The organism is Mesorhizobium humile, assembly GCF_033977215.1.
Lineage (GTDB): Bacteria > Pseudomonadota > Alphaproteobacteria > Rhizobiales > Rhizobiaceae > Mesorhizobium > Mesorhizobium humile.
The window spans coordinates 130,640-150,701 of sequence record NZ_JAVIIV010000001.1 but is presented as its reverse complement, the minus strand read 5'-3'; the positions used below and the strand labels follow the sequence as shown (position 1 = coordinate 150,701).

The 20,062-nt window shown below is 65.4% G+C and carries 17 protein-coding genes; 14 read left to right on the top strand and 3 right to left on the bottom strand.

The features are described from left to right. Positions 1 to 32 precede the first annotated feature (32 nt). From RFM52_RS00750 to RFM52_RS00685, 14 genes are all read left to right on the top strand, one after another. Entirely contained in the window at positions 33 to 1,688 is a 1,656-nt protein-coding gene (locus RFM52_RS00750) for an FAD-binding dehydrogenase (RefSeq protein WP_320293956.1), read from the top strand. 95 nt (positions 1,689 to 1,783) lie between these two features. Beyond that, positions 1,784 to 2,749, top strand: a complete 966-nt coding sequence (locus RFM52_RS00745; RefSeq protein WP_320293955.1) for a ketopantoate reductase family protein — start codon at positions 1,784 to 1,786, stop codon at positions 2,747 to 2,749. Positions 2,750 to 2,845: 96 nt separating this feature from the next. After that, on the top strand, positions 2,846 to 3,166 hold the full coding sequence (locus RFM52_RS00740; protein WP_320293954.1) for a hypothetical protein: 321 nt from the start codon (positions 2,846 to 2,848) through the stop codon (positions 3,164 to 3,166). 41 nt (positions 3,167 to 3,207) lie between these two features. Then, complete coding sequence (locus RFM52_RS00735) at positions 3,208 to 4,092, top strand: RNA polymerase sigma factor (protein ID WP_320293953.1); 885 nt, start codon at positions 3,208 to 3,210, stop codon at positions 4,090 to 4,092. A 208-nt stretch (positions 4,093 to 4,300) separates the two neighbouring features. Next, positions 4,301 to 4,606 carry a helix-turn-helix domain-containing protein gene (locus RFM52_RS00730; protein WP_320293952.1) on the top strand — a complete coding sequence of 102 codons (306 nt, stop codon included), beginning with the start codon at positions 4,301 to 4,303 and terminating at the stop codon, positions 4,604 to 4,606. Continuing rightward, the gene (gene hyfB / locus RFM52_RS00725) at positions 4,603 to 6,618 is read left to right on the top strand and encodes a hydrogenase 4 subunit B (protein ID WP_320293951.1); all 2,016 of its coding nucleotides are present in this window, start codon (positions 4,603 to 4,605) and stop codon (positions 6,616 to 6,618) included. Before RFM52_RS00730 ends, hyfB begins: the two co-directional genes overlap by 4 nt. Further along, complete coding sequence (locus tag RFM52_RS00720) at positions 6,609 to 7,565, top strand: respiratory chain complex I subunit 1 family protein (protein ID WP_320293950.1); 957 nt, start codon at positions 6,609 to 6,611, stop codon at positions 7,563 to 7,565. The genes hyfB and RFM52_RS00720 overlap by 10 nt, the downstream gene beginning before the upstream one ends. Next, complete coding sequence (locus RFM52_RS00715; RefSeq protein WP_112098328.1) at positions 7,565 to 8,227, top strand: hydrogenase-4 component E; 663 nt, start codon at positions 7,565 to 7,567, stop codon at positions 8,225 to 8,227. The genes RFM52_RS00720 and RFM52_RS00715 overlap by 1 nt, the downstream gene beginning before the upstream one ends. After that, complete coding sequence (locus RFM52_RS00710) at positions 8,224 to 9,675, top strand: hydrogenase 4 subunit F (RefSeq protein ID WP_320293949.1); 1,452 nt, start codon at positions 8,224 to 8,226, stop codon at positions 9,673 to 9,675. Before RFM52_RS00715 ends, RFM52_RS00710 begins: the two co-directional genes overlap by 4 nt. A 20-nt stretch (positions 9,676 to 9,695) precedes the next feature. Beyond that, positions 9,696 to 11,207, top strand: coding sequence for a hydrogenase large subunit (locus tag RFM52_RS00705; protein WP_320294445.1), 1,512 nt, complete (start codon positions 9,696 to 9,698; stop codon positions 11,205 to 11,207). A 123-nt stretch (positions 11,208 to 11,330) separates the two neighbouring features. Further along, complete coding sequence (locus RFM52_RS00700; protein ID WP_320293948.1) at positions 11,331 to 11,870, top strand: NADH-quinone oxidoreductase subunit B family protein; 540 nt, start codon at positions 11,331 to 11,333, stop codon at positions 11,868 to 11,870. A gap of 228 nt (positions 11,871 to 12,098) precedes the next feature. Continuing rightward, positions 12,099 to 16,169 (top strand): Pls/PosA family non-ribosomal peptide synthetase, encoded by a 4,071-nt coding sequence (locus RFM52_RS00695; protein WP_320293947.1) that lies wholly within the window; start codon positions 12,099 to 12,101, stop codon positions 16,167 to 16,169. Beyond that, positions 16,166 to 16,636 (top strand): GNAT family N-acetyltransferase, encoded by a 471-nt coding sequence (locus tag RFM52_RS00690; RefSeq protein ID WP_320293946.1) that lies wholly within the window; start codon positions 16,166 to 16,168, stop codon positions 16,634 to 16,636. Before RFM52_RS00695 ends, RFM52_RS00690 begins: the two co-directional genes overlap by 4 nt. Positions 16,637 to 16,640: 4 nt before the next feature. Then, positions 16,641 to 17,291 (top strand): 4'-phosphopantetheinyl transferase family protein, encoded by a 651-nt coding sequence (locus RFM52_RS00685; protein ID WP_320293945.1) that lies wholly within the window; start codon positions 16,641 to 16,643, stop codon positions 17,289 to 17,291. 35 nt (positions 17,292 to 17,326) lie between these two features. Here RFM52_RS00685 and RFM52_RS00680 read toward each other — a convergent pair whose 3' ends face one another. The 3 genes from RFM52_RS00680 to RFM52_RS00670 are packed head-to-tail and all read right to left on the bottom strand — an operon-like array spanning position 17,327 to position 19,962. Beyond that, complete coding sequence (locus RFM52_RS00680; RefSeq protein WP_320293944.1) at positions 17,327 to 18,223, bottom strand: diacylglycerol kinase catalytic domain-containing protein; 897 nt, start codon at positions 18,221 to 18,223, stop codon at positions 17,327 to 17,329. A gap of 10 nt (positions 18,224 to 18,233) precedes the next feature. Continuing rightward, a complete protein-coding gene (locus RFM52_RS00675; RefSeq protein ID WP_320293943.1) occupies positions 18,234 to 19,217 on the bottom strand; it encodes an SPFH domain-containing protein in 984 nt (327 codons plus the stop codon). A gap of 13 nt (positions 19,218 to 19,230) precedes the next feature. Beyond that, the gene (locus RFM52_RS00670; protein ID WP_320293942.1) at positions 19,231 to 19,962 is read right to left on the bottom strand and encodes an NUDIX hydrolase; all 732 of its coding nucleotides are present in this window, start codon (positions 19,960 to 19,962) and stop codon (positions 19,231 to 19,233) included. Between the last annotated feature and the right edge of the window lie 100 nt (positions 19,963 to 20,062).

The following is a 20,062-nucleotide window of genomic DNA, read 5'->3' as shown; positions in this document are numbered from 1 at the left end:
ACAAGCTGCCGGCTAATTTCTGGGAGGAATAGATGGCTGACGCGGACCTGATCATTGTCGGCGCGGGGCTGGCCGGCCTCGTCGCCGCGGCCGAACTGGCCGACGCCGGCAAGAAAATCATCATCGTCGACCAGGAGCCGGAGCAGTCGCTGGGCGGCCAGGCCTTCTGGTCGTTCGGCGGGTTGTTCCTGGTCGATTCGCCGGAGCAGCGGCGCATGCGCATCCGTGATTCCCACGACCTCGCGCTCGAGGACTGGATGGGTACGGCCGCCTTCGACAGGCCGGAAGATTTCTGGCCGCGCAAATGGGCTGAGGCCTATGTCGGCTTCGCAGCCGGCGAGAAACGTGCCTGGCTGATGGAACGCGGCTTGAAATTCTTCCCCGTGGTCGGCTGGGCCGAACGCGGCGGCGGCAATGCGACCGGCCACGGCAATTCTGTGCCGCGCTTCCACATCACCTGGGGTACAGGGCCCGGCGTGCTCGAACCGTTCGTGCTGCGCGTGCTCGAGGCGCAGAGGCGCGGGCTGGTCCAGTTCAAATTCCGCCACCGGGTCAACGAGATCATCCGCGCCGGCGATACCGTGACCGGCGTGCGCGGCGATGTGCTCGAAGCCAGCAGCGCCGAGCGCGGCCGCAAGAGCTCGCGGGAAGTCGTCGGAGACTTCGAGCTCCATGCGCAGGCGGTGATCGTGGCTTCCGGCGGCATTGGCGGCAATCACGAGCTGGTGCGCCAAAACTGGCCGCAGCGCCTGGGCGTGCCGCCGAAGCGGATGATCACCGGCGTGCCGGACCATGTCGACGGCCGCATGCTGGCGATCACCGAACAGGCCGGGGGCTCGATCATCAACCGCGACCGCATGTGGCATTATGTCGAGGGCATCAAGAACTGGGCGCCGATCTGGACCGAGCATGCGATCCGCATCCTGCCCGGCCCGTCCTCGCTCTGGCTCGACGCGCGCGGCAAAAGGCTGCCGGTGCCGCTCTATCCGGGCTTCGACACTCTAGCCACGCTCAGCCACGTCATGGGCACCGGCTTCGATTATTCCTGGTTCATCCTGACCAGGAAGATCATCCAGAAGGAGTTCGCGCTGTCGGGCTCCGAGCAGAACCCGGACCTCACCGGCAAAAGCTGGCGGCAGGTGCTGGGCCGCGCGACATCGGGCATTCCCGGCCCGGTGAAAGCCTTCATGGAAAAGGGCGAGGATTTTATTGTCGAGGCCAATCTCTCGAAGCTGGTGGCGCGCATGAACGCTCTGGCCGGCGGCGAGCCGCTTCTCGAGGTCGCCCAGGTCGAGCGCGAGATCCGCGCCCGCGACAGGCAACTCGACAATCCGTTCTCCAAGGATGCGCAGGTCACCGCGCTGCGCGGCGCGCGCGCCTATCTCGGCGACAGGCTGATCCGCACGGCCAAGCCGCACAAGATGCTCGATCCGGCCAACGGCCCGCTGATCGCCGTGCGTCTCAACATCCTCACCCGCAAGACGCTGGGCGGCCTGCAGACCGACCTCGACAGCCGCGTGCTCGATGCCGCCGGACAAGCGGTGCCGGGACTCTACGCCGTGGGCGAGGCCGCCGGCTTCGGCGGCGGCGGCGTGCATGGCTATGCGGCGCTGGAAGGCACCTTCCTCGGCGGATGCATTTTTTCGGGGCGCGGCGCGGGACGGGCGGCAGCGGCCACGATTGCGTGAATGGAGGGTACGGGTGATCGCCGGTTGAGCGACAACGCTGTAGGCTTTTTCGATCAACTGCTGTCGACCGAAGTCCCAATCAAAACGAGAATAGAATGCGCATCATCGTCTATGGCATTGGCGCAATCGGCGGCGCCATCGCGGCCCAGCTGAGCTTTTCCGGACATGAAGTCATCGGCATTGCCCGCGGCAGGCAGCTCGACGCCATTCGCGCCTCGGGGCTGACGCTTTCCACCCCGCAAGGCACCAGGACCGCGCGCTTTCCCGTCCATGCCGACCCGGCGGAGATTTCCTTCAGGCCGGACGATGTGGTGCTCCTGACGATGAAGACCCCCGATACGCTCGGCGCGCTGCAGCGGCTCAACGCCGCCGGTGCGGCGGCGCTGCCGGTGTTCTGTTTCCAGAACGGCGTCGCCAACGAGCCGCTAGCCTTGCGTTTCTTCGCCAATGTCTATGGCGCGACAGTCATGCTGCCGGCCGATTACGACACGCCCGGCGAGGTCGCTGCCTATTTCGCGCCCAAGATCGGCGCCTTCGACATCGGCCGCTATCCGTCCGGAACCGACGACACCGTCGAGAAACTGTGCGGGGTTCTCAAGGCGTCCGGTTTCATCGTCGACCCCAGGGACAATGTGATGAGCAGCAAATACCGCAAGTTGCTGGCCAACCTTCGAAACATCATCGACGCGGCGCTGGGCGACACCGAGCTTCAGCGGAAATGGTATGCGAAGGCACGCGCCGAGGCCGAGGCCGTGCTAAGCGCGGCCGGGATCGACTGGGACAAGACCGATGCCATGGCCCGTGAAGAATTGACCATAACCGCCATCTCGGGTCGAACGCGCGTGGGTTCCTCGACGCTGCAAAGCATCGTGCGCGGGACCGGCTCCCTCGAAACAGACTTCCTCAATGGCGAGATCGTCCTTCTCGGGCGGTTTCACGGCATGGCTACGCCCGTCAACTCGGCCCTATGCAAACTGTCGGTCGAGCTGGCCAGCGGCCGGATGCGACCGCAATCGGCCGGCGACGACATGATCGTCTCCATGATCGGCGGACCCGGCTGATAGCTGGAGACGATCAAAAAGATCGACCCGATCCCGAGAATCCTTTCGAGCCCGTGGAACGTCTTCCTCAAGCAGATCCGCAAACAGGAGACGACCATGACCTACAATCTCATCCGCTACGGCGTGAAGGATGCCGGCATCGCCGAGAACCGGGCGCTGGTGGCAAAGGTGTTCGAAGCGCTGGACGAAACGCAGCCGCAATCCGTGCGCTATCTGGTGCTCGAACTGGAGAATGGCGAGTTCGTCCACCTTGTCGGCTACGACAGGGATAGTTCGGCGCTGACCGAACTCGACGCTTTCAAGGTTTTCGGCGCCAATCACGCCGATCGGCGGTCGACACCGCTAGCTAGGTCGCCGGCGAAGATCATCGGCAATTATCGTATGCTGGCCAAGGCCGATGAAGCCGTGCCCGCCTGACCGAGGCACGGCTTGTGATCGGCGAGGCGAGAAAGAGGACGATGAGCTCAGCAGGGTTCGGCCGAGCGGAACTTGAAGCCATGCTCGTCGGCCTGCGGCCGAAACTGCACCGCTATGCCGCCCGCATGGCCGGCTCGGCGATCGAGGGCGAGGACATCGTGCAGGAAGCAGTGGTGAAGGCGCTTGCCGCATATGACGGCGGCGCTCAGGTCGAGCGACCGGAGCAGTGGCTATTCCGCATCGCCCACAATGCGGCGCAGGATCATCTGCGCCGCCGCCAGCGGGAGCGTTCGCGAATGAGCGAGGCCGACATGACCGCGATAGCGGACCTCTCCGCCAGCGCCGAGACGAGGCTCGCGACTGCCTCGAGCCTGCGCAGCTTCATGCGGCTGACGCCGGCGCAGCGCAGCGCCGTGATCCTGGTCGACGTGCTCGGCCTTAGCCTGCATGAAACCTGCGAGGTGACGGGCGCGACTTTAGCCGCCAGCAAGGCGGCGCTGCATCGCGGCCGGACGGAGTTGAAGGCGTTGGCGGCTTTGCCCGACGACATGACCATGCCGAAGCTCGACCTTGAGGAGGAGCGCCGGCTGCGCCGCTATGTCGACCTGTTCAATGCACGCGATTTCGACGGTGTCAGGATGCTGATCGCCGAAGACATCCAGGTCGACGTCGTCAACCGCGCCCGCCTCAGCGGCAAGAAGGAAGCCTCGACCTATTTCGGCAACTACGACCGTATGAACGACTGGACGCTGGCGCTGGGCTTCGTCGAGGACCGGCCGGCGATCCTGATCCGCAACCCGCAAGCGGACAATGCCTTGGGCGGCTTCGTGCTGATCGACTGGCGCGGCGAAGAGGTCGTGCGCATCCGCGATTTCCGCCATGTGCCTTATTGTGCGGCTGACGCGGATATTCGTTTTGCCGATTGACCCAAGCGGCACCCTCGCTGCCAGCATTCACCGCGCACAGCATTGGACGGAACACCAGAGCTTCGTCCCGTAACGAATTGAGCGCCAGACTCGCGGTCGTTCGCCATCAACATACATGTTTCAGACATCAATCCTTGACGATAGAACATTTTAATGTAGGCTACAGCACCGAGACCTCATATCTCAGAACTGAACGAGAGAGTCCTCGGTGATAACCGCACCGCAATTGCGCGCCGCCCGATCGCTGCTCGGCATCGATCAACGCCGGCTTGCCGAATTGTCCGGCCTGTCGGTACCAACAATCCAGCGCATGGAAGCCAGCGGCTCGATCATCCGGGGCAATGTCGATTCGCTGATGAAGCTGATCGCCGCGCTCGAGGTGGCCGGCATCGAGCTGATCGGCGAAGGCGCGGTCAGCCAGGGCGGCGGACGCGGGGTGAGGCTGAAGACCGGATTCGATCCGGCCCGGGCATCCAATGCCGGCGATGCCGCGCCCGGTGGGAGCCTGTCGTGATCCCGATCGTGGCGCTTCTGCTGTGCGGTCCTGCCGCGCTTCTGGCAACAGCCATCCTGGCCGCAGCCTTCAGCCGGCACACCGCCGCGACGCGTCTTGTCTATGGCGCCGCGTTCGTCATTTCAGCCGCCTTGCTCGCGATCGTTGCCGGCCATCTCGTCGGCAATCCCGGCGAGGCGTCCGCCAGCTTGCCGCTCGGCCTGCCCTGGACCGGCGCCCGGTTCCGCCTCGACGGCCTGTCGGCGTTCTTCCTCATCGTCGTCAATCTGGGCGGCACCATCACCAGCCTTTATGCTCTTGGCTACGGCCGGCACGAATCCCAGCCGCATCGCGTGCTGCCGTTCTATCCGGCGTTCCTCGCCGGCATGAACCTCGTCGTGTTGGCCAACGACGCCTTCAGCTTCCTTTTGTCCTGGGAATTCATGTCGCTCGCCTCGTGGGCGCTGGTCATGGCGCACCACCGCGACGAGGCCAACCGACGCGCAGGTTACATCTACCTGGTGATGGCGAGCTTCGGCACGATGGCGCTGCTGCTTGCCTTCGGCCTGCTGGCGGGACCGGCGGGAACCTATGCGTTCGACGCGATGCGGATGGCGCATCCCGGCCCGCTCGCGGCCGGCGCGGTGCTCGTTCTCATGTTGCTCGGCGCCGGCTCCAAGGCCGGCCTCGTGCCGCTGCATGCCTGGCTGCCGCTTGCCCATCCGGCCGCACCCAGCCACGTCTCGGCGCTGATGAGCGGCATCATGACCAAGGTCGCCATCTACGGCTTCATCCGCGTGGTGTTCGACCTGCTTGGCGCGCCGGCATGGTGGTCGGGCGTCGCCGTGCTCCTCATCGGCGGCGTGACGGCGGTGCTCGGCATCCTGCATGCGCTGATGGAAAAAGACCTGAAGCGGCTGCTCGCCTATTCGACCATCGAGAATATCGGCGTCATCTTCGCCAGCCTTGGCCTTGCACTGGCCTTCAAGGCGAACGCGATGCCCTCGGCCGCGGCGCTGGCCTTCACGGCGGCGCTCTTCCACGTGCTCAACCATTCCTTCTTCAAGAGCCTGCTGTTCTTCGGCGCCGGCGCGGTGCTGACGTCGACCGGCGAACGCGACATGGAAAAGCTCGGCGGCCTCATCCATCGCCTGCCGGTCACCAGCTTCGTCTTTCTCGTCGGCTGCGTCTCGATCTCGGCGCTGCCGCCCTTCAACGGCTTCGCCTCCGAATGGCTGGTCTTCCAGGCCATATTGCGCAGCCCCGAGCTGCCGCAATGGGGGCTGAAGGTCATCGTGCCGGCGGTCGGCGGCATGCTGGCGCTGGCGGCAGCGCTGGCCGCGGCCTGCTTCGTCAAGGCCTTCGGCATCACCTTCCTTGGCCGGGCGCGATCGGCGGTGGTGGAACGCGCGCATGAGGTCGACCGCTGGTCGCTGGCGGCAATGGCCGTGCTTGCCGCCTTCTGCCTGCTCGCCGGCATCCTGCCCGGCTTCATCCTCGACGGCCTGTCGCCGGTGACGCTTTCGCTCATCGGCGACCGCATGCCGGTGCAGATGGCTGAGCCCTGGCTGTCGATCGTGCCGATCGCCGAGAGCCGCAGCTCCTATAACGGCCTGCTGGTCTTCGCCTTCATCGCCATTTCGGCGTCGCTCGCGGCCTTCTTCATCCACCGCTTCGCCTCGCACGCGCTGCGCCGGGGCATTGCATGGGGGTGCGGCTTCGCCGACGCAGTACCGGCCGCGCAATACACGGCGGTCAGCTTCGCGCAGCCCATCCGCCGCGTCTTCGGTGGCTTCGCGTTCCGCGCCCGCGAAACCGTCGAGATGCCGGCGCCGGGCTCCCTCGAGCCGGCGCGCCTCAAGGTGGATATGCATGACGTGGCCTGGGAGATCTTCTATCAGCCGATCACCGGCGCGATCGATTTCGCCACCGAGCGACTGAACCACCTGCAGTTCCTGACCATCCGCCGCTACCTGACGCTGGTCTTCCTCTACCTCGTCACCCTGCTCCTGGTGCTTGCGCTATGGCCGTGATCCTGGATCTCGCCGTGCAGGGCGCCCAGATGTTTTCGGTGCTTTTGCTGGCGCCGCTTCTGATCGGCTTCGTGCGCAAGGTGAAGGCGAGGCTGGTCAGGCGGCAGGGACCCTCGGTGATCCAGCCCTATCGCGATCTGGTCAGGCTGATGCGCAAGGAGGTCGTGCTGGCGGACAACGCGTCCTGGCTGTTCCGCGTCACGCCCTACCTGATCTTCGCCGCCACATGGGTCGCGGCGGCGCTGGTTCCAACCTTCGCCGCCGGCCTCCAGTTCAGCTGGGCCGCCGATCTCATCGTCATCGTGGCGCTGCTCGGCAGCGCGCGCTTCTTCCAGGCGCTGGCCGGAATGGATATCGGCACCAGCTTCGGCGGCATCGGCGCCAGCCGCGAGGTGATGATCGCCTCGCTCGCCGAACCCGCGATGCTGCTCATCGTCTTCAGCCTGGCGCTGGTGGCCGGCGCCACGCAGCTTTCGACGGTCGCCGCCTTCATGGGCTCGCCGCAGGTCGGATTGCGCGTGTCGCTCGGCATGTCGCTGATCGCGCTGGTGATGGTGGCGATCGCCGAGAATGCGCGCATACCGGTCGACAATCCCGCCACGCATCTGGAGCTCACCATGGTGCATGAGGCGATGATCCTGGAATATTCCGGCCGCCATCTGGCGATGATCGAGCTCGCCAGCTTCATCAAGCTGCTGCTCTACATGTCGCTGATCTCCTGCGTCTTCCTGCCCTGGGGGCTGGCGGGCGCTGGCACAGGGCCGCGATCGCTGGCCATCGGCGCGGCCGCCTATCTCGGCAAGCTCGCGGTGCTCGCCATCCTGCTTGCCGTGTTCGAGACGGCGGTCGCCAAGATGCGCGTCTTCCGCGTGCCGGACTTCCTGGGTGCGGCGCTGATGCTGGCGCTGCTCGGCACGCTCCTGCTGTTCGTCTCGCGGAGCCTGTGATGAACGGTCTCACCTTCGACATCGCCCATCTGCTCGCCGGCAGCCTGGTGCTGATCTCCTTCATGATGCTCTACCAGGACCGGCTGTTCGCGCTGATCAACGTCTTTGCGCTGCATGCGGTCGTGCTTGCGCTGTCGGTGGCGTGGCAGGCCTATATCCAGGACGCGCACCACCTCTACATCACCGCCGGCATCGCTCTGGTCTTCAAGGCGATCGTCATTCCCGTCGGGCTGCATCGCATCATCCAGCGGCTCGGCATCCACCGCGACATCGAGACCGCCGTCGGCATCGGCCCGACCATGCTCGCCGGCATCGGGCTGGTGACGCTTTCCATGGTGCTGATGCTTCGGGTGACGCCCGAGGCCGACCCGCTCGCCCGAGAGGATCTCGCCTTCGCGCTGTCGATCATCCTGCTGGGGTTGCTGGTGATGGTGACCAGGCGCAACGCGGTCAGCCAGGTCGTCGGCTTCATGTCGCTGGAGAACGGCCTGGTGCTGGCCGCCACCGGCGCCAAGGGCATGCCGCTGGTGGTCGAGATCAGCGTCGCCTTCTCGATCCTGATCGCCTTCATCGTCATCGGCGTCTTCCTGTTCCGCATCCGCGAACGCTTCGATTCGGTCGATGTCGGCGCGCTCGACGACTATCGGGGAGAACGCCGGTGAGCGGGTTCTCCTTCGACGCCGTGGCCGCGATCCTTTTCATCCCGGCGGGCGCCGCGGCCATCCTGGCGGCGCTGCCGAATTACAAGATATCGTCCGTCGTCAACGTCATCGCCAGCCTGCTCACCTTGCTCGCGGCGCTGTCATTGTTCGTCACCGACCGGCCGGCGCCGGGGCAATATCTCATCGTCGACGATCTCAACATCGTCTTCATCGTGCTCAACACATTCGTCGGCTTCACCACCAGCGTGTTCAGCGCGTCCTATATCGCGCATGAGCTGGAAACCGGGCGGCTGACCGCGCCGAACCTGCGGTTCTACCACGCGATGTACCAGATCATGATGTTCGGCATGAACCTGGCCTTCGTGTCGAACAATATCGGCCTGATGTGGGTCGCGGTCGAGCTCGCCACGCTGACCACCGTGCTGATGGTCGGCATCTACCGCACGCATGAGGCGCTGGAGGCGGCCTGGAAATATTTCATCCTCGGCAGCGTCGGCATCGCGCTCGCGCTGTTCGGCACCATCCTCGTCTACATGGCCGCGCAGCCGGTCGTCGGCGAGGGCACCAACGCCATGGTCTGGTCGGTGCTGATCGAGAAGGCGGCGCATTTCGACCCGGCGCTGCTCAGCGTCGCCTTCATCTTCCTGCTGCTCGGCTACGGCACCAAGGTCGGTCTCGCGCCGCTGCATGCCTGGCTGCCCGACGCGCATGCCGAAGGCCCGACGCCGATCTCGGCGGTGCTGTCGGGCCTGCTGCTCAACGTCGCGCTCTACGCCGTGCTGCGCTTCAAGCTTTTGCTCGCGGCGAGCCCGCAGGCGATCGGGCCCGGACCGCTGATGGTCACGATGGGCCTCACCTCGCTGATCTTCGCGGCCTTCATGCTCTACCGCCGCCGCGACATCAAACGCCTGTTCGCCTATTCCTCGATCGAGCATATGGGCATCATCGTCTTCGCCTTCGGCATGGGCGGCCCGCTCGCCAACTTCGCCGGCCTTTTGCACATGGTCATGCACAGCCTGACCAAGTCGGCGATCTTCTTCGCCGTCGGCCATATCGCGCAGGTCAAGGGCACGCAGAAGATCTCCGAGATCAGAGGGCTGACGGAAAGCCATCCCGGGCTCGGCTGGGCGCTGGTCATCGGCGTCGTGGCGATCGCCGGCCTGCCGCCGCTCGGCATCTTCATGAGCGAGTTCCTGGTCGTCAGCTCGACCTTCGCCAGGCATTCGTGGCTGGCGATCCCGCTGGTGTTCGGGCTGCTCATCGCCTTCGGGGCGCTATTGCTGCGGCTGAGCGGCCTTGCCTTCGGCGAGCCGCGCGGCGGCATGGCGCCGGTCGAGGCATCCTATGTGCCGATGTATTCACACCTCGCCCTCGTCTTCGCCGCCGGCATCTACCTGCCGGCGCCGCTGGTGGCGTGGTTCCAGCATGTCGCCGGAATATTGGGGTGATGCGCATGGCGAGGAAGAACATGCCCGCGCTCGCCGATCTCATCGAAGCCGGCCGCCGGATCGAGCGTCACGCCCCCTGGCGGCGCGCCGTGGTGGCCCCGAAGGCCTGGAATATCGCCGTCGAGCAGCTCGCCGGCGGCCGCTGGAGCCTGCTCGACCTGTGGGGGGAGCCGGAAAAGGTGCACATGGCGCTTCTCGACGACGCGCTCGACATCGGCGTCATCAGCCTGGAGTGCCGCGGCGGCCGCTACCCGTCGGTCGGCCAATACCATCCGCCGGCCCTGCGGCTGGAGCGCGCCGCCGCGGACCTGTTCGGACTGGCGCCGCAAGGCCTTCCCGACACCCGCCGCTGGCTCGACCATGGCCAATGGGGCGTCTCGCATCCGCTGGCCGCGCGGCCTGGCGGGCCGGCGGCCGCCTCCTCCTACCGGTTCCTCGCGGCGGAGGGCGAAAGCCTGCACCAGATCGCGGTCGGGCCGGTGCATGCCGGCATTATCGAGCCGGGGCATTTCCGTTTCACGGCCGGCGGCGAGACGGTGGTGCGGCTGGAAGAGCGGCTGGGCTATGTGCACAAGGGCATCGAAGGCCTGATGGCCGGCGCGCCGATTGACCGCGCCGCAAAACTCGCGGGCAGGACGTCGGGCGACAGCACGGTCGCCTATTCGCTGGCCTTTGCCCGCGCCGTCGAAGCCGCGCTCGGGATCGAGGTTCCCGCGCGCGCAATCTGGCTGCGGGCGCTGATGGCCGAACTGGAGCGCCTTGCCAATCATCTCGGCGACATCGGCGCCATCTGCAACGATGCCGCCTTCGCGATCATGCACGCGCATTGCGGCGTGCTGCGCGAGCGCGTCCTGCGCGCCGCCGACGCCGCCTTCGGCCATCGCCTGATGCGCGACCGCATCCTGCCCGGCGGCACGGCAAGCGATCTGAGCGAGGCGGGGACCAGCGCCATCCGATCGCTGGTCGCGGAGATCAGGCGGCGCTTCCCGCATCTGGTGGAACTCTACGACAACACCGCCTCGCTGCAGGACCGCACGGTGGCGACCGGCCGGCTCAAGGTCGAGCTTGCCCGGCAATATGCCGCCGGCGGCTTTGTCGGGCGGGCGTCGGGCCGCGATTTCGATGCGCGCCGCGCCCCGGGCTACGCGCCTTATGACGAACTCACCTTCGACGTGCCGGTCCTCCAGGAAGGCGACGTCAACGCGCGCGTCTGGATCCGCGTGCGCGAGGTCGAGCAGAGCCTGTCGCTGGTCGAACAAATCCTCGGGCGGCTGCCCGCCGGCCCGATCCGCGTCGACATCGCTGCGCCGGAAGGGCCGCGCGAGGGCATGGCGCTGGTCGAGGGTTTTCGCGGCGACATACTGGTCTGGCTGCGCATCGGCGAGGACGGCTCGATCGAGCGCTGCCACCTGCGCGACCCTTCATGGTTCCAGTGGCCGCTCTTGGAAGCGGCGATCGAAGGCAACATCGTCGCCGACTTCCCGCTCTGCAACAAATCGTTCAACTGCTCCTATTCCGGCCATGATCTCTAGAGCAATTCCAGGAAAAGTGCGCAGCGGTTTTCCGTCCGGAATTGCGCGAAAACAAAGAGTTGGAGCAGGTCGGCGATTCTATCAGACGCTGAACTGCTCCAAACCGGGCCAAGGCACACCGCCATGCGAAAACTGCTCTTCGAAAGCCTGATCCGCCCGCCCTTGACCGAGCGTCCGCCGCAAGCGAGCAATGCTGCCGTCGACGAGCTGGCGCGCGCGCTCGACGGACTTGCCCGCAAGCGGCTCGGCCGGAGCCTGTCGATCCGCGCGGTCGACGCCGGCTCCTGCAATGGCTGCGAGCTCGAGATGCACGCGCTCAACAACGCCTTCTACGACATCGAGCGCTTCGGTTTCCGCTTCGTCGCCTCGCCGCGCCATGCCGATGTGCTTCTGGTCACTGGGCCAGTGACGAAAAACATGCGGGAGGCGCTGAAGCGGACATTCGACGCAACGCCCAACCCGAAATGGGTGGTGGCGCTCGGCGGCTGCGCCAAGGACGGCGGCTGCTTCGCCGGCAGCTACGCCGTCGTGGGCGGCGTGTCCGACGTGGTGCCGGTCGACCTGCACATCCCAGGCTGCCCGCCTCCGCCGATCGACATCCTCAAGGGATTGATCGCACTGCTCGATGGGGCGAATGGGAAGGCGGGCACCGCCAAGGGCTGAGCAGAGAGCGTCGTGAAACCCTCCTTGGCTCTGAAGTGTCGCACTGGCGGCGACCCATGATGCATGTCGTCTGCCAGAAATCGCCGCGCACTTTCGGGCGACGACATCAAAGCGCACCGCATCTCAATTCGGCCGCAAAGGCGGATCAACTGGCCCAATATCACAGCTTATTGTCTTTTCGCCGATGGCGGCATAGTGCGAGCGAATACGAGCTCGCGGGAATCTCCAATGTCTCTCAATGAAGCAAGCAAGCCCGCCAGGCAAAGCTCTCGCACCGCCAAAGCAGCAGCGAACTCACCGGCGCGCGACCAGGTTCTTGTCGGCCCCGATTTCATTCACAAGGGTGAGCCGAACGAGAGGCTCGACCGTTTCTTCGGCGACCTGGCGAGCCGCTTCGACGCCGCGACCGCAGTCATTTCCGACGGCCGTGCCTGGTCCTATCGCGAGATGAACAACCGCGCCAACCAGTTCGCGCATCTCTTGATCGAGCGCGGCGTGAAGCCGGGCGACCGGATCGGCCTTTTGCTCGACCGCTCCGCCGAAACCTATATCGCCGTGCTTGCCGTGATGAAGGCCGGAGCGGCATTCGTGCCTCTGGCCACGGCGTTCCCGGAAGATCGCATGGTGATGATCATCGAGGACGCAAGCGTCACGATGGTGATCAGCGTTTCCAGCTATGCGGCGCGTGTGGCGCGCCTGCCAGTTCCGCATATCTCGATCGATTCGGCGGAGTCCGAAATCGCGCTGCAGCCAGAAACGGCGCCCTTGCCGGACGGCGACCAGGATCAGACCTGCTATATCCTCTACACCTCGGGCACGACGGGCAAGCCCAAGGGCGTGGTGATCACCCATCCGAGCTTCTGCAACTTCATCCGTGTCGCGGCGGCGTCCTATGGCTATCAGCCAGGCGACCGCGTGTACCAGGGCATGACGATCGCCTTCGATTTCTCCTCGGAGGAGATCTGGGTGCCATTCGCCGCCGGCGCCACAGTCGTGCCGGCGCCGGGCCAGCAACCGCTGGTCGGCGAGGAACTGGCGAGCTTCCTGCGCGAGCATAACATCACCTGCATGGCCTGCAGCCCGACGCTGCTGTCATCGATCGAGAGCGATGCGCCAAGCCTGCGCGCGATTCTGGTCGGCGGCGAAGCCTGCTCGCAGAAGCTCGTCACCCGCTGGGCAAAGCCGGGCCGCAAGATTCTCAATACCTACGGACCAACCGAGGCGACGGTCACTGCCACGATGGCCTTGCTGACCCCCGACGAGCCGGTGACCATCGGCAAGCCATTGCCCACCTATTCGATCGCCATTCTCGATCCCGAAAAGCCGGAGGTGCTGGCCGGCGACCAGTTGGGCGAGGTCTGCATCGGCGGCATGGGCGTGGCGGTCGGCTACCTCAACCGGCCGGAACTCACCGAACAGCGGTTCATCGAGGATTTCATCGGCCTGCCGAACAATCCCAGCGGCCGCATCTATCGGACCGGCGACCTTGGCCGCATCAACGACAATGGTGATATCGAATATCACGGCCGCATCGACACGCAGGTGAAGATCCGCGGCTACCGCATCGAGCTGGGCGAGATCGAAGCCGTGCTTCTGGATCAGCCGGGTATCGCGCAGGCGGCGGTCACGACATGGGAGATCGAGCCCGAGCGCACCGAGCTGGTCGGTTATTATGCCCCCAAGAGCGGCGGCGATGGCGTGGACCGCACCGTGCTGGTGCAGGAGCTCAAGCGGCGGCTGCCCGACTACATGGTTCCGGCCTATCTGGAACAGCTGCCTGCAATCCCGATGACCGTTTCCAACAAGGTCGATTTGCGGAAGCTGCCTAAGCCGACGAGCGCCCGCGTCGCCGCCGGTCATGCGATGATCGACCCGCGCAACGACGACGAGAAGTTCCTCGTCGACACGCTGCAGGATGTGCTGAAGTTCGACGATATCTCGATCGAGGATCACTTCTTCGACGATCTCGGCGCGAACTCGCTGTTGATGGCCAGGTTCTGCGCGCGCATCCGCTCGCGCAAGGCCTGGTCGACGACTTCGATGCGCGACATCTACCTGCACCCGACGGTGGCGAAGCTCGCCGACTACCTGCGGGCGCCGCAGATGGCCGCGGTTGTCGCGAGCGAGCCCATGCTGACGCATCGGGCCTCCAATCTTGCCATCTGGGCAACGGGGTTCGGCCAATTGCTATTCTATGCGGCCTACAGCTATCTCGCGCTGTGGGCGATCAATGACGGCCTCAGCTGGGTCTATGACGCCCTGGACGACCCGGCGTCTCTCTATCTGCGCTGCGTACTTCTGTCCGCCGGCGTGTTCTTCGGGTTGAGCGGCTTCGCCATCGTCGCCAAATGGCTGCTGGTCGGCCGCTGGAAGGCCGAATCCTTTCCGATCTGGGGCTGGCGCTACTACCGCTTCTGGATCGTCAAGACACTGGTGCGCAGCGCTCCGGTGGTGCTGTTCCGCGGCAGTCCGCTTTACAGTCTCTATCTGCGCCTGCTCGGCGCGCGGCTCGGGAGCCGTGCGGTCGTCGAGTGCCGGGCCGTTCCGGTCTGCACCGACCTGATTGCCATCGGCGACAACTCGATCCTGCGCAAGGATTCGACGATCCTCGGTTTCCGCGCGCAGGCGGGCTACATCCATACCGGCCCCGTCGACATCGGCAACAACGCTTTCGTCGGTGTCGGATCGACGCTCGACATCGACACCCGCATGGGCGACGGCTCCCAGCTCGGCCATGCCTCGTCGCTGCATCGCGGGCAGTCGATCCCGGCCGGCGAGCGCTGGCACGGATCGCCGGCGATCCCGACCGAGGCGAATTATTGCACCGTCCCCAACGTGCCGCTGTCGCGGGCGCGCCGCGTCATCTACGAGACGATCCAGCTCTTCATCCTGTTCGCCATCGTCACGCCATTCCCGCTTCTGTTCCACAGCTACTGGGAAAATCTCGGCGACGACTATGACGAGACCATCGGCATCGTGGCGATCGGCACGACGGTCACAGTGGTCGGCTTCATCATCGGCGGCGTGCTCCTGGCTGCGATCGTGCCGCGGCTGTTCAACCTCGTGCTGAAGCCCGGCCGGAACTATTCGCTCTACGGCTTCCACTACTGGCTGCAGACGATGTTGGAGCTGGTCAGCAATGTGCGGCTGCTCAACGTGCTGTTCGGCGACAGCTCGGCCGTCGTCTACTATCTGCGCGCCATCGGCTGGAAGCTGAACAAGGTGGACCAGACCGGGTCGAATTTCGGCACCAACCAGCGGCACGAAAACCCGCAACTGAGCGAGATCGGCTCGCACACGATGGTGTCCGACGGACTGTTCATGGTCAACATGCAAAAGTCGGCCAATTCTTTCCGCCTCGAGCACACGCGGGTCGGCGAACGCAACTTCTTCGGCAACAACATCGTCTATTCGCCGGATTCGCGAGCCGGCGACAACTGCCTTCTCGGCACCAAGGTGCACGTTCCGGTGGACGGACCGATGCGTGAGAATGTCGGGCTTCTCGGCTCCCCACCCTTCGAAATTCCGCGCATGGTCAATCGCGACAAGGAGCTTCTCGGATTGATCTCCGACAAGGAGCGCAACCGCCGCCTGCCGCTGAAGAACCTGCACAATCTCGTCACAGCGCTGATGTTCGTGGCCGCGCAGTGGCTGATCCTCTTCCTGACGCTCGCCATTTGGGACCGGGCGCTCAACTACTATACCGAATGGGGGGCGACGGCCCTATTCGTTGCGGTGATGCTGACGACCGCGATCGGTCTCCCATTCTACATCTTCCTCGAGCGCGCCAGCCTCGGCTTCAGCCGGCTGAAGCCAAGGATGGCCACGATCTACGACCCGGTCTTCTGGCGGCATGAGCGGCACTGGAAGCTGTCCGATTCTCCGATCATGGGCCTGTTCACCGGCACGCCGTTCCGGCCGATCATCCTGCGCATGCTGGGCGTGAAGGTCGGGCTTCGCCTCTATGACGGCGGCTGCATCATAACCGAGCGCTCGCTGGTGGAGATCGGCGACGATGTAACGCTGAACGAGGGCTGCGTGATCCAGCCGCACTCGCTGGAGGAAGGCGCGTTCAAGTCCGACTACATCCGTATTGGCAATGGCTGCACGCTGGCGCCTTCCTCTTTCGTCCACTACGCGGTGGTGATGGGCGAGGGATCCGTGGCCGACGTCGACTGCTTCGTCATGAAGGGCGAGGTGCTCGAGCCGAACACGGTCTGGCGCGGCAATCCGGCGAAGCTCTATGGCGTGGTGACGCCGATCGATGTCCGCGCGATGGAAATCGGGCATGCCCCGTGACGCGCGCCGCCGGCATGAGTGACCAGCCGGTTGCCCTGGAGCCAGTCGGCAAGGGCAACCGTGCGGCAATCCTGGCGCTGAAGCTCGCGCCCGACCAACAAAGCTTCGTCGCCTCCAACGCAGAATCGCTGGCCGAGGCTCGCCAGGATGACGAGGCCGTCCCTCGCGCCGTGGTCGCTGCTGGGCGCGTCGTCGGATTCCTGATGTACAGCGCACCCGAAGACGATGACGAGGCGATCATCTATCGTTTCATGATCGATCGCCGCGAACAGGGCAAAGGCCTCGGCCGCGCCGCTGTCGCCAAGGTACTGGAAGAGATTGCGCGCCTTAGCCACATAAGCCGCGTTTCGATCTGCTATGAGCCGGGAAACGAGGCGGCGCGTCGCCTTTATGCAAGCTTCGGTTTCATCGAGCAGGGGTTGGACGAGGACGACGAGATGATCGCCGCGCTCGAATTGAGCCGATAACGCGTTGCACACCCGGCCGGACAGCTCCCCCCCAGCGATCGAGACTACCCTTGATCGGGCGCTGATCGGCCTTGCTCCACCCGGCCTGCTGTCCGGCTGCCGCCGCATTCAGGTCGGAGACGAACAATTTCTTCTTCCAGCCGAGCGCGCTTCCATCGCCACGCGCGAACACAGGGCGCGCGACGCCAGTGGGGCGGGTCGCAGGATCGCACATGAATTGCTGCAGCGTCTGGGGTGGGCGGATCTCGCCGTAACGAGAGGCCGGATGGGAGACCCGGTTTGGCCGGCAGATGTCGTCGGTTCAATCGCGCATGACGACGAACTGGCCGTGGCGGCCGTCGCGCGAATAGATGCGGTGAGAAGCGTCGGCGTGGACATCGAGCCTGTCTTGCCATTGCCGACCGACCTACGACCCATCGTGATCACGCCGCAAGATCGTCTGGGCGACCTCGATTCGGACATAGGTGGCCGCATTCTGTTCGCGGCGAAGGAGGCCGCCTACAAGGCATCGTTTCCGCTCGACGGTCTGGTGCTTGGCTTTGAAGACATCGCCGTCGATTTCAAATCGGGCGAAGCAGTGACGTCATTCGGCCGTCGTCTGACGGTGCGCTTTTCCGTCTCCGCGAGAATTCTGGCGCTGGCCTATACGGCATGAGAGTGCCGAATTCTGCCTGAGCCGTCGCCCCGCGGTTACCGGTCGACGACCAGGCGCAGCACCCTTGACGCCGGCGAAAGCCGCACCTGCCTGCCCCAGTCGAAGGCGATGAAGTCCTGTTCGATGCCGTCGGCGAAAATGACGCCGCCATCATTCATGCGCGAGGTGATGAAGAGCGGTTTTTCGGTGATCTTGCCGGCTCGCAATTTCGTGGCGGTGGCGATGCTGGGGAACGGCTCGCGCACCCAGAAGCCGACCGCGTGCTCCTCGCGGCCGAGCGACAGTTCCAGATGCGTGGCTTCCATGATCGAGCGCGCCCATCCGGTCGCGCCGGTGCCGGAGGCGACGATGAGCCCGCTGGAGGAATGGTCCTCCGCCTCGCCTTCCGCCTCGATGCGGTAGCGGGCCGACTGGTGGCTGCGGTGGCCGACGAAGATCTCGTTGAGCGCAAGCAGCGTCTCGCCCTCCCCCAGCTCGGCCTGGACCATCGTGCGCGCTTCCATGCCGACATCGCCGGCGGTGCTGGCGACAAGCAGCCTGGCCAGCTTGTCGACGCCGATGCGCACCAGGACACCGTCGTAGAGATCCGGGGCCGGATTGACGCCGAGCACCGGCTGGCCGTTCAGATATTTGGCGACATTGGCGACCAGGCCATCCTGCCCGACGGCGACAACGACATCGTCGGACGCGAACAGGAAGCGGTTGAGGTCGGCGCGGCTCACCAGGGTCTGGCGCCAGTCGGCCGGCACCGCTGCGCGGGCGGTGCCCAACACCGTGTGGAAGCGGTCATGCCGGGCCTCGACGTCTTCCAGCCGCTGGCCGCGCGTCTCGAGGAAGAAGCGAGCCTGACCGCGCGTCGCGTGATGCGCGATCAGAAGCTCGTAGTCGGTCTCGCGCGTCACGAACACCGCGCGGGGACGGTTCGCGGCCATCGTTACCCCCTCAGCGCTGCTCGATCACCGCCGGGCCTTTGCGGAATTCACCGAGCACCGTGGCAAGCAGGTCGGGCGTGACATTGACGTGCTCGATCTTGTCCAGCTTGCCGGCGAGCTGCTGGGCAGCAAGGCCGAGCAGGATCGCGGGCGGCAGGTCGCGATAGATGGCGATATGCTGCCTTTCGGTCTCGGCCTTGGCGCCCTCGATGGTGCGGATGCGCTCGGCCTCGGCGCCGGCCTCGATGTGCTGCGCTTCGGCCGCGCCGGTAGCGCGGTTGCGAGCATTCTCGGCCTCCTCGGCGATGAGCAGCTTCTCGCGCCGAGCCAGCTCGGTCTTGTTCGCCAGCTCGTTCTCGGCGATGGCGCGCTCCTTCTCGACGGCCAGAGCGCGCCTCTGGAAGGTCGCCTCGTCGGCCTTCTGCTGCAGGGCCTCGAAGGTCGGCGTCTGCAGCGCCCGCTCGAGCTCGCTGGTCGGCGTCAGATTGGTGAGACGCACGGCAACGGCGGCGACGCCGATATCGGTCAGCGCGGGATCGGCCGCGACCAGCGCCTGCAACCGCTCGCGCAAGGGCGCCGGGCCGGCATCCAGCAGCGCGCGCACCGGCGCCTGGCCGAGATATTGCTGCACCGCCTGGTTGGCGATGCCGGCAATGCGCGCCTGGATCTTTTCGATCGGCTCGCCGCGCAGCTTGCCGTTCCCAAGATCGATGCTGAAGTCGACCCGCTCGGCAAGCCGCGCCGGGTCTACCACATGCCAGCCGATGGTGCCCTGCACGGCGACGGTCTGGAAATCCTGGCTGCGGCCCTTGACGAACAAGGTCATCTCGCGGTCGTCCATCGGCAGCTCGGCAATGCTGGCGGTCTCCTGCACGAACCAGAAGACCAGGCCGCGGCCGCTCTGCACGGCACGGCCGTTGCGGTAGCGGATGACGTGGCTGCTTGCCTCGCTGCGAAGCTGGGCGATGAAGCCGAAACTGCGAATGGTGGCCATGGTGGTCTCTCCCTCAATCGGCCGTGGAAGGCTGGAAACGATAAAGCTCAGCCGGGCGGAAGGCGGCGCCCGATTCATAGGCGCCGGTCGGCGCCAGCCAGCCTCTGTCGAGCTGGCGCCGGCGGAAGGCCGGCTTGTTGAGCCCGGCGCCGAGGATGGCCTCGTGCACATCCTGCAGCTGCCGCAATGTGAAGAGCTCGGGCAGCAGCGCGAAGGCGACGTCGGAATAATCGAGCTTGCCGCGCAGCCTCCGCATCGCCGTCGCCAGGATGCCGGCATGGTCGAAGGCAAGCGCCAGCTTTTCGTTTTCCGGTGAGAGCGCGTCGACAGGGCCGCCGACCTCGCCGGCCCAAGGCACCTCGATCGCGGCCGGCAGCAGCATCGGCATCGCGCGCAGCGCGGCTTCGAAGGCCTGCTCGGTGAGCAGCGCCAGATAAGCGACGCTGATGATGCGCATGCGCGGATCGCGGTCCACCGCGCCGAAAGTGTAAAGCTGTTCGAGATGCGCATGCGCCATGCCGGCCTTTTCGCGCAGCACCCGCGCGGCCGCGGCATCCAGCGATTCATCGATGCCGACAAAGCCGCCCGGCAGCGCCCAGCGGCCAGCATGCGGGTGCTGGTCGCGCTTGAGGAGCAGCACAGCCGGCCGACCATCGCGAATTCCCAGCAGAACGAGGTCGACCGCCACCGACGGGCGCTGGAATGCGCTGGGGTCGTAGTCCTTGAGGAAATCGGTCTCGTTCATCGATATGCGCCTTACTAATATGCGCACTACATATATCTATACTGAATATATGTCAACGAGAGAATCATCGACGCCATGCCATTGGGTTTCGCTGCGAGAT

What these genes read in the sequence shown, in the direction of transcription:
- RFM52_RS00750 (WP_320293956.1), top strand. Translation starts at nt 33, where the DNA reads ATGGCTGACGCGGACCTGATCATTGTCGGCGCGGGGCTGGCCGGCCTC.
- RFM52_RS00745 (WP_320293955.1), top strand. Translation starts at nt 1,784, where the DNA reads ATGCGCATCATCGTCTATGGCATTGGCGCAATCGGCGGCGCCATCGCG.
- RFM52_RS00740 (WP_320293954.1), top strand. Translation starts at nt 2,846, where the DNA reads ATGACCTACAATCTCATCCGCTACGGCGTGAAGGATGCCGGCATCGCC.
- RFM52_RS00735 (WP_320293953.1), top strand. Translation starts at nt 3,208, where the DNA reads ATGAGCTCAGCAGGGTTCGGCCGAGCGGAACTTGAAGCCATGCTCGTC.
- RFM52_RS00720 (WP_320293950.1), top strand. Translation starts at nt 6,609, where the DNA reads ATGGCCGTGATCCTGGATCTCGCCGTGCAGGGCGCCCAGATGTTTTCG.
- RFM52_RS00715 (WP_112098328.1), top strand. Translation starts at nt 7,565, where the DNA reads ATGAACGGTCTCACCTTCGACATCGCCCATCTGCTCGCCGGCAGCCTG.
- RFM52_RS00705 (WP_320294445.1), top strand. Translation starts at nt 9,696, where the DNA reads ATGCCCGCGCTCGCCGATCTCATCGAAGCCGGCCGCCGGATCGAGCGT.
- RFM52_RS00700 (WP_320293948.1), top strand. Translation starts at nt 11,331, where the DNA reads ATGCGAAAACTGCTCTTCGAAAGCCTGATCCGCCCGCCCTTGACCGAG.
- RFM52_RS00695 (WP_320293947.1), top strand. Translation starts at nt 12,099, where the DNA reads ATGTCTCTCAATGAAGCAAGCAAGCCCGCCAGGCAAAGCTCTCGCACC.
- RFM52_RS00680 (WP_320293944.1), bottom strand. Translation starts at nt 18,223, where the DNA reads ATGGCCGCGAACCGTCCCCGCGCGGTGTTCGTGACGCGCGAGACCGAC.
- RFM52_RS00675 (WP_320293943.1), bottom strand. Translation starts at nt 19,217, where the DNA reads ATGGCCACCATTCGCAGTTTCGGCTTCATCGCCCAGCTTCGCAGCGAG.
- RFM52_RS00670 (WP_320293942.1), bottom strand. Translation starts at nt 19,962, where the DNA reads ATGAACGAGACCGATTTCCTCAAGGACTACGACCCCAGCGCATTCCAG.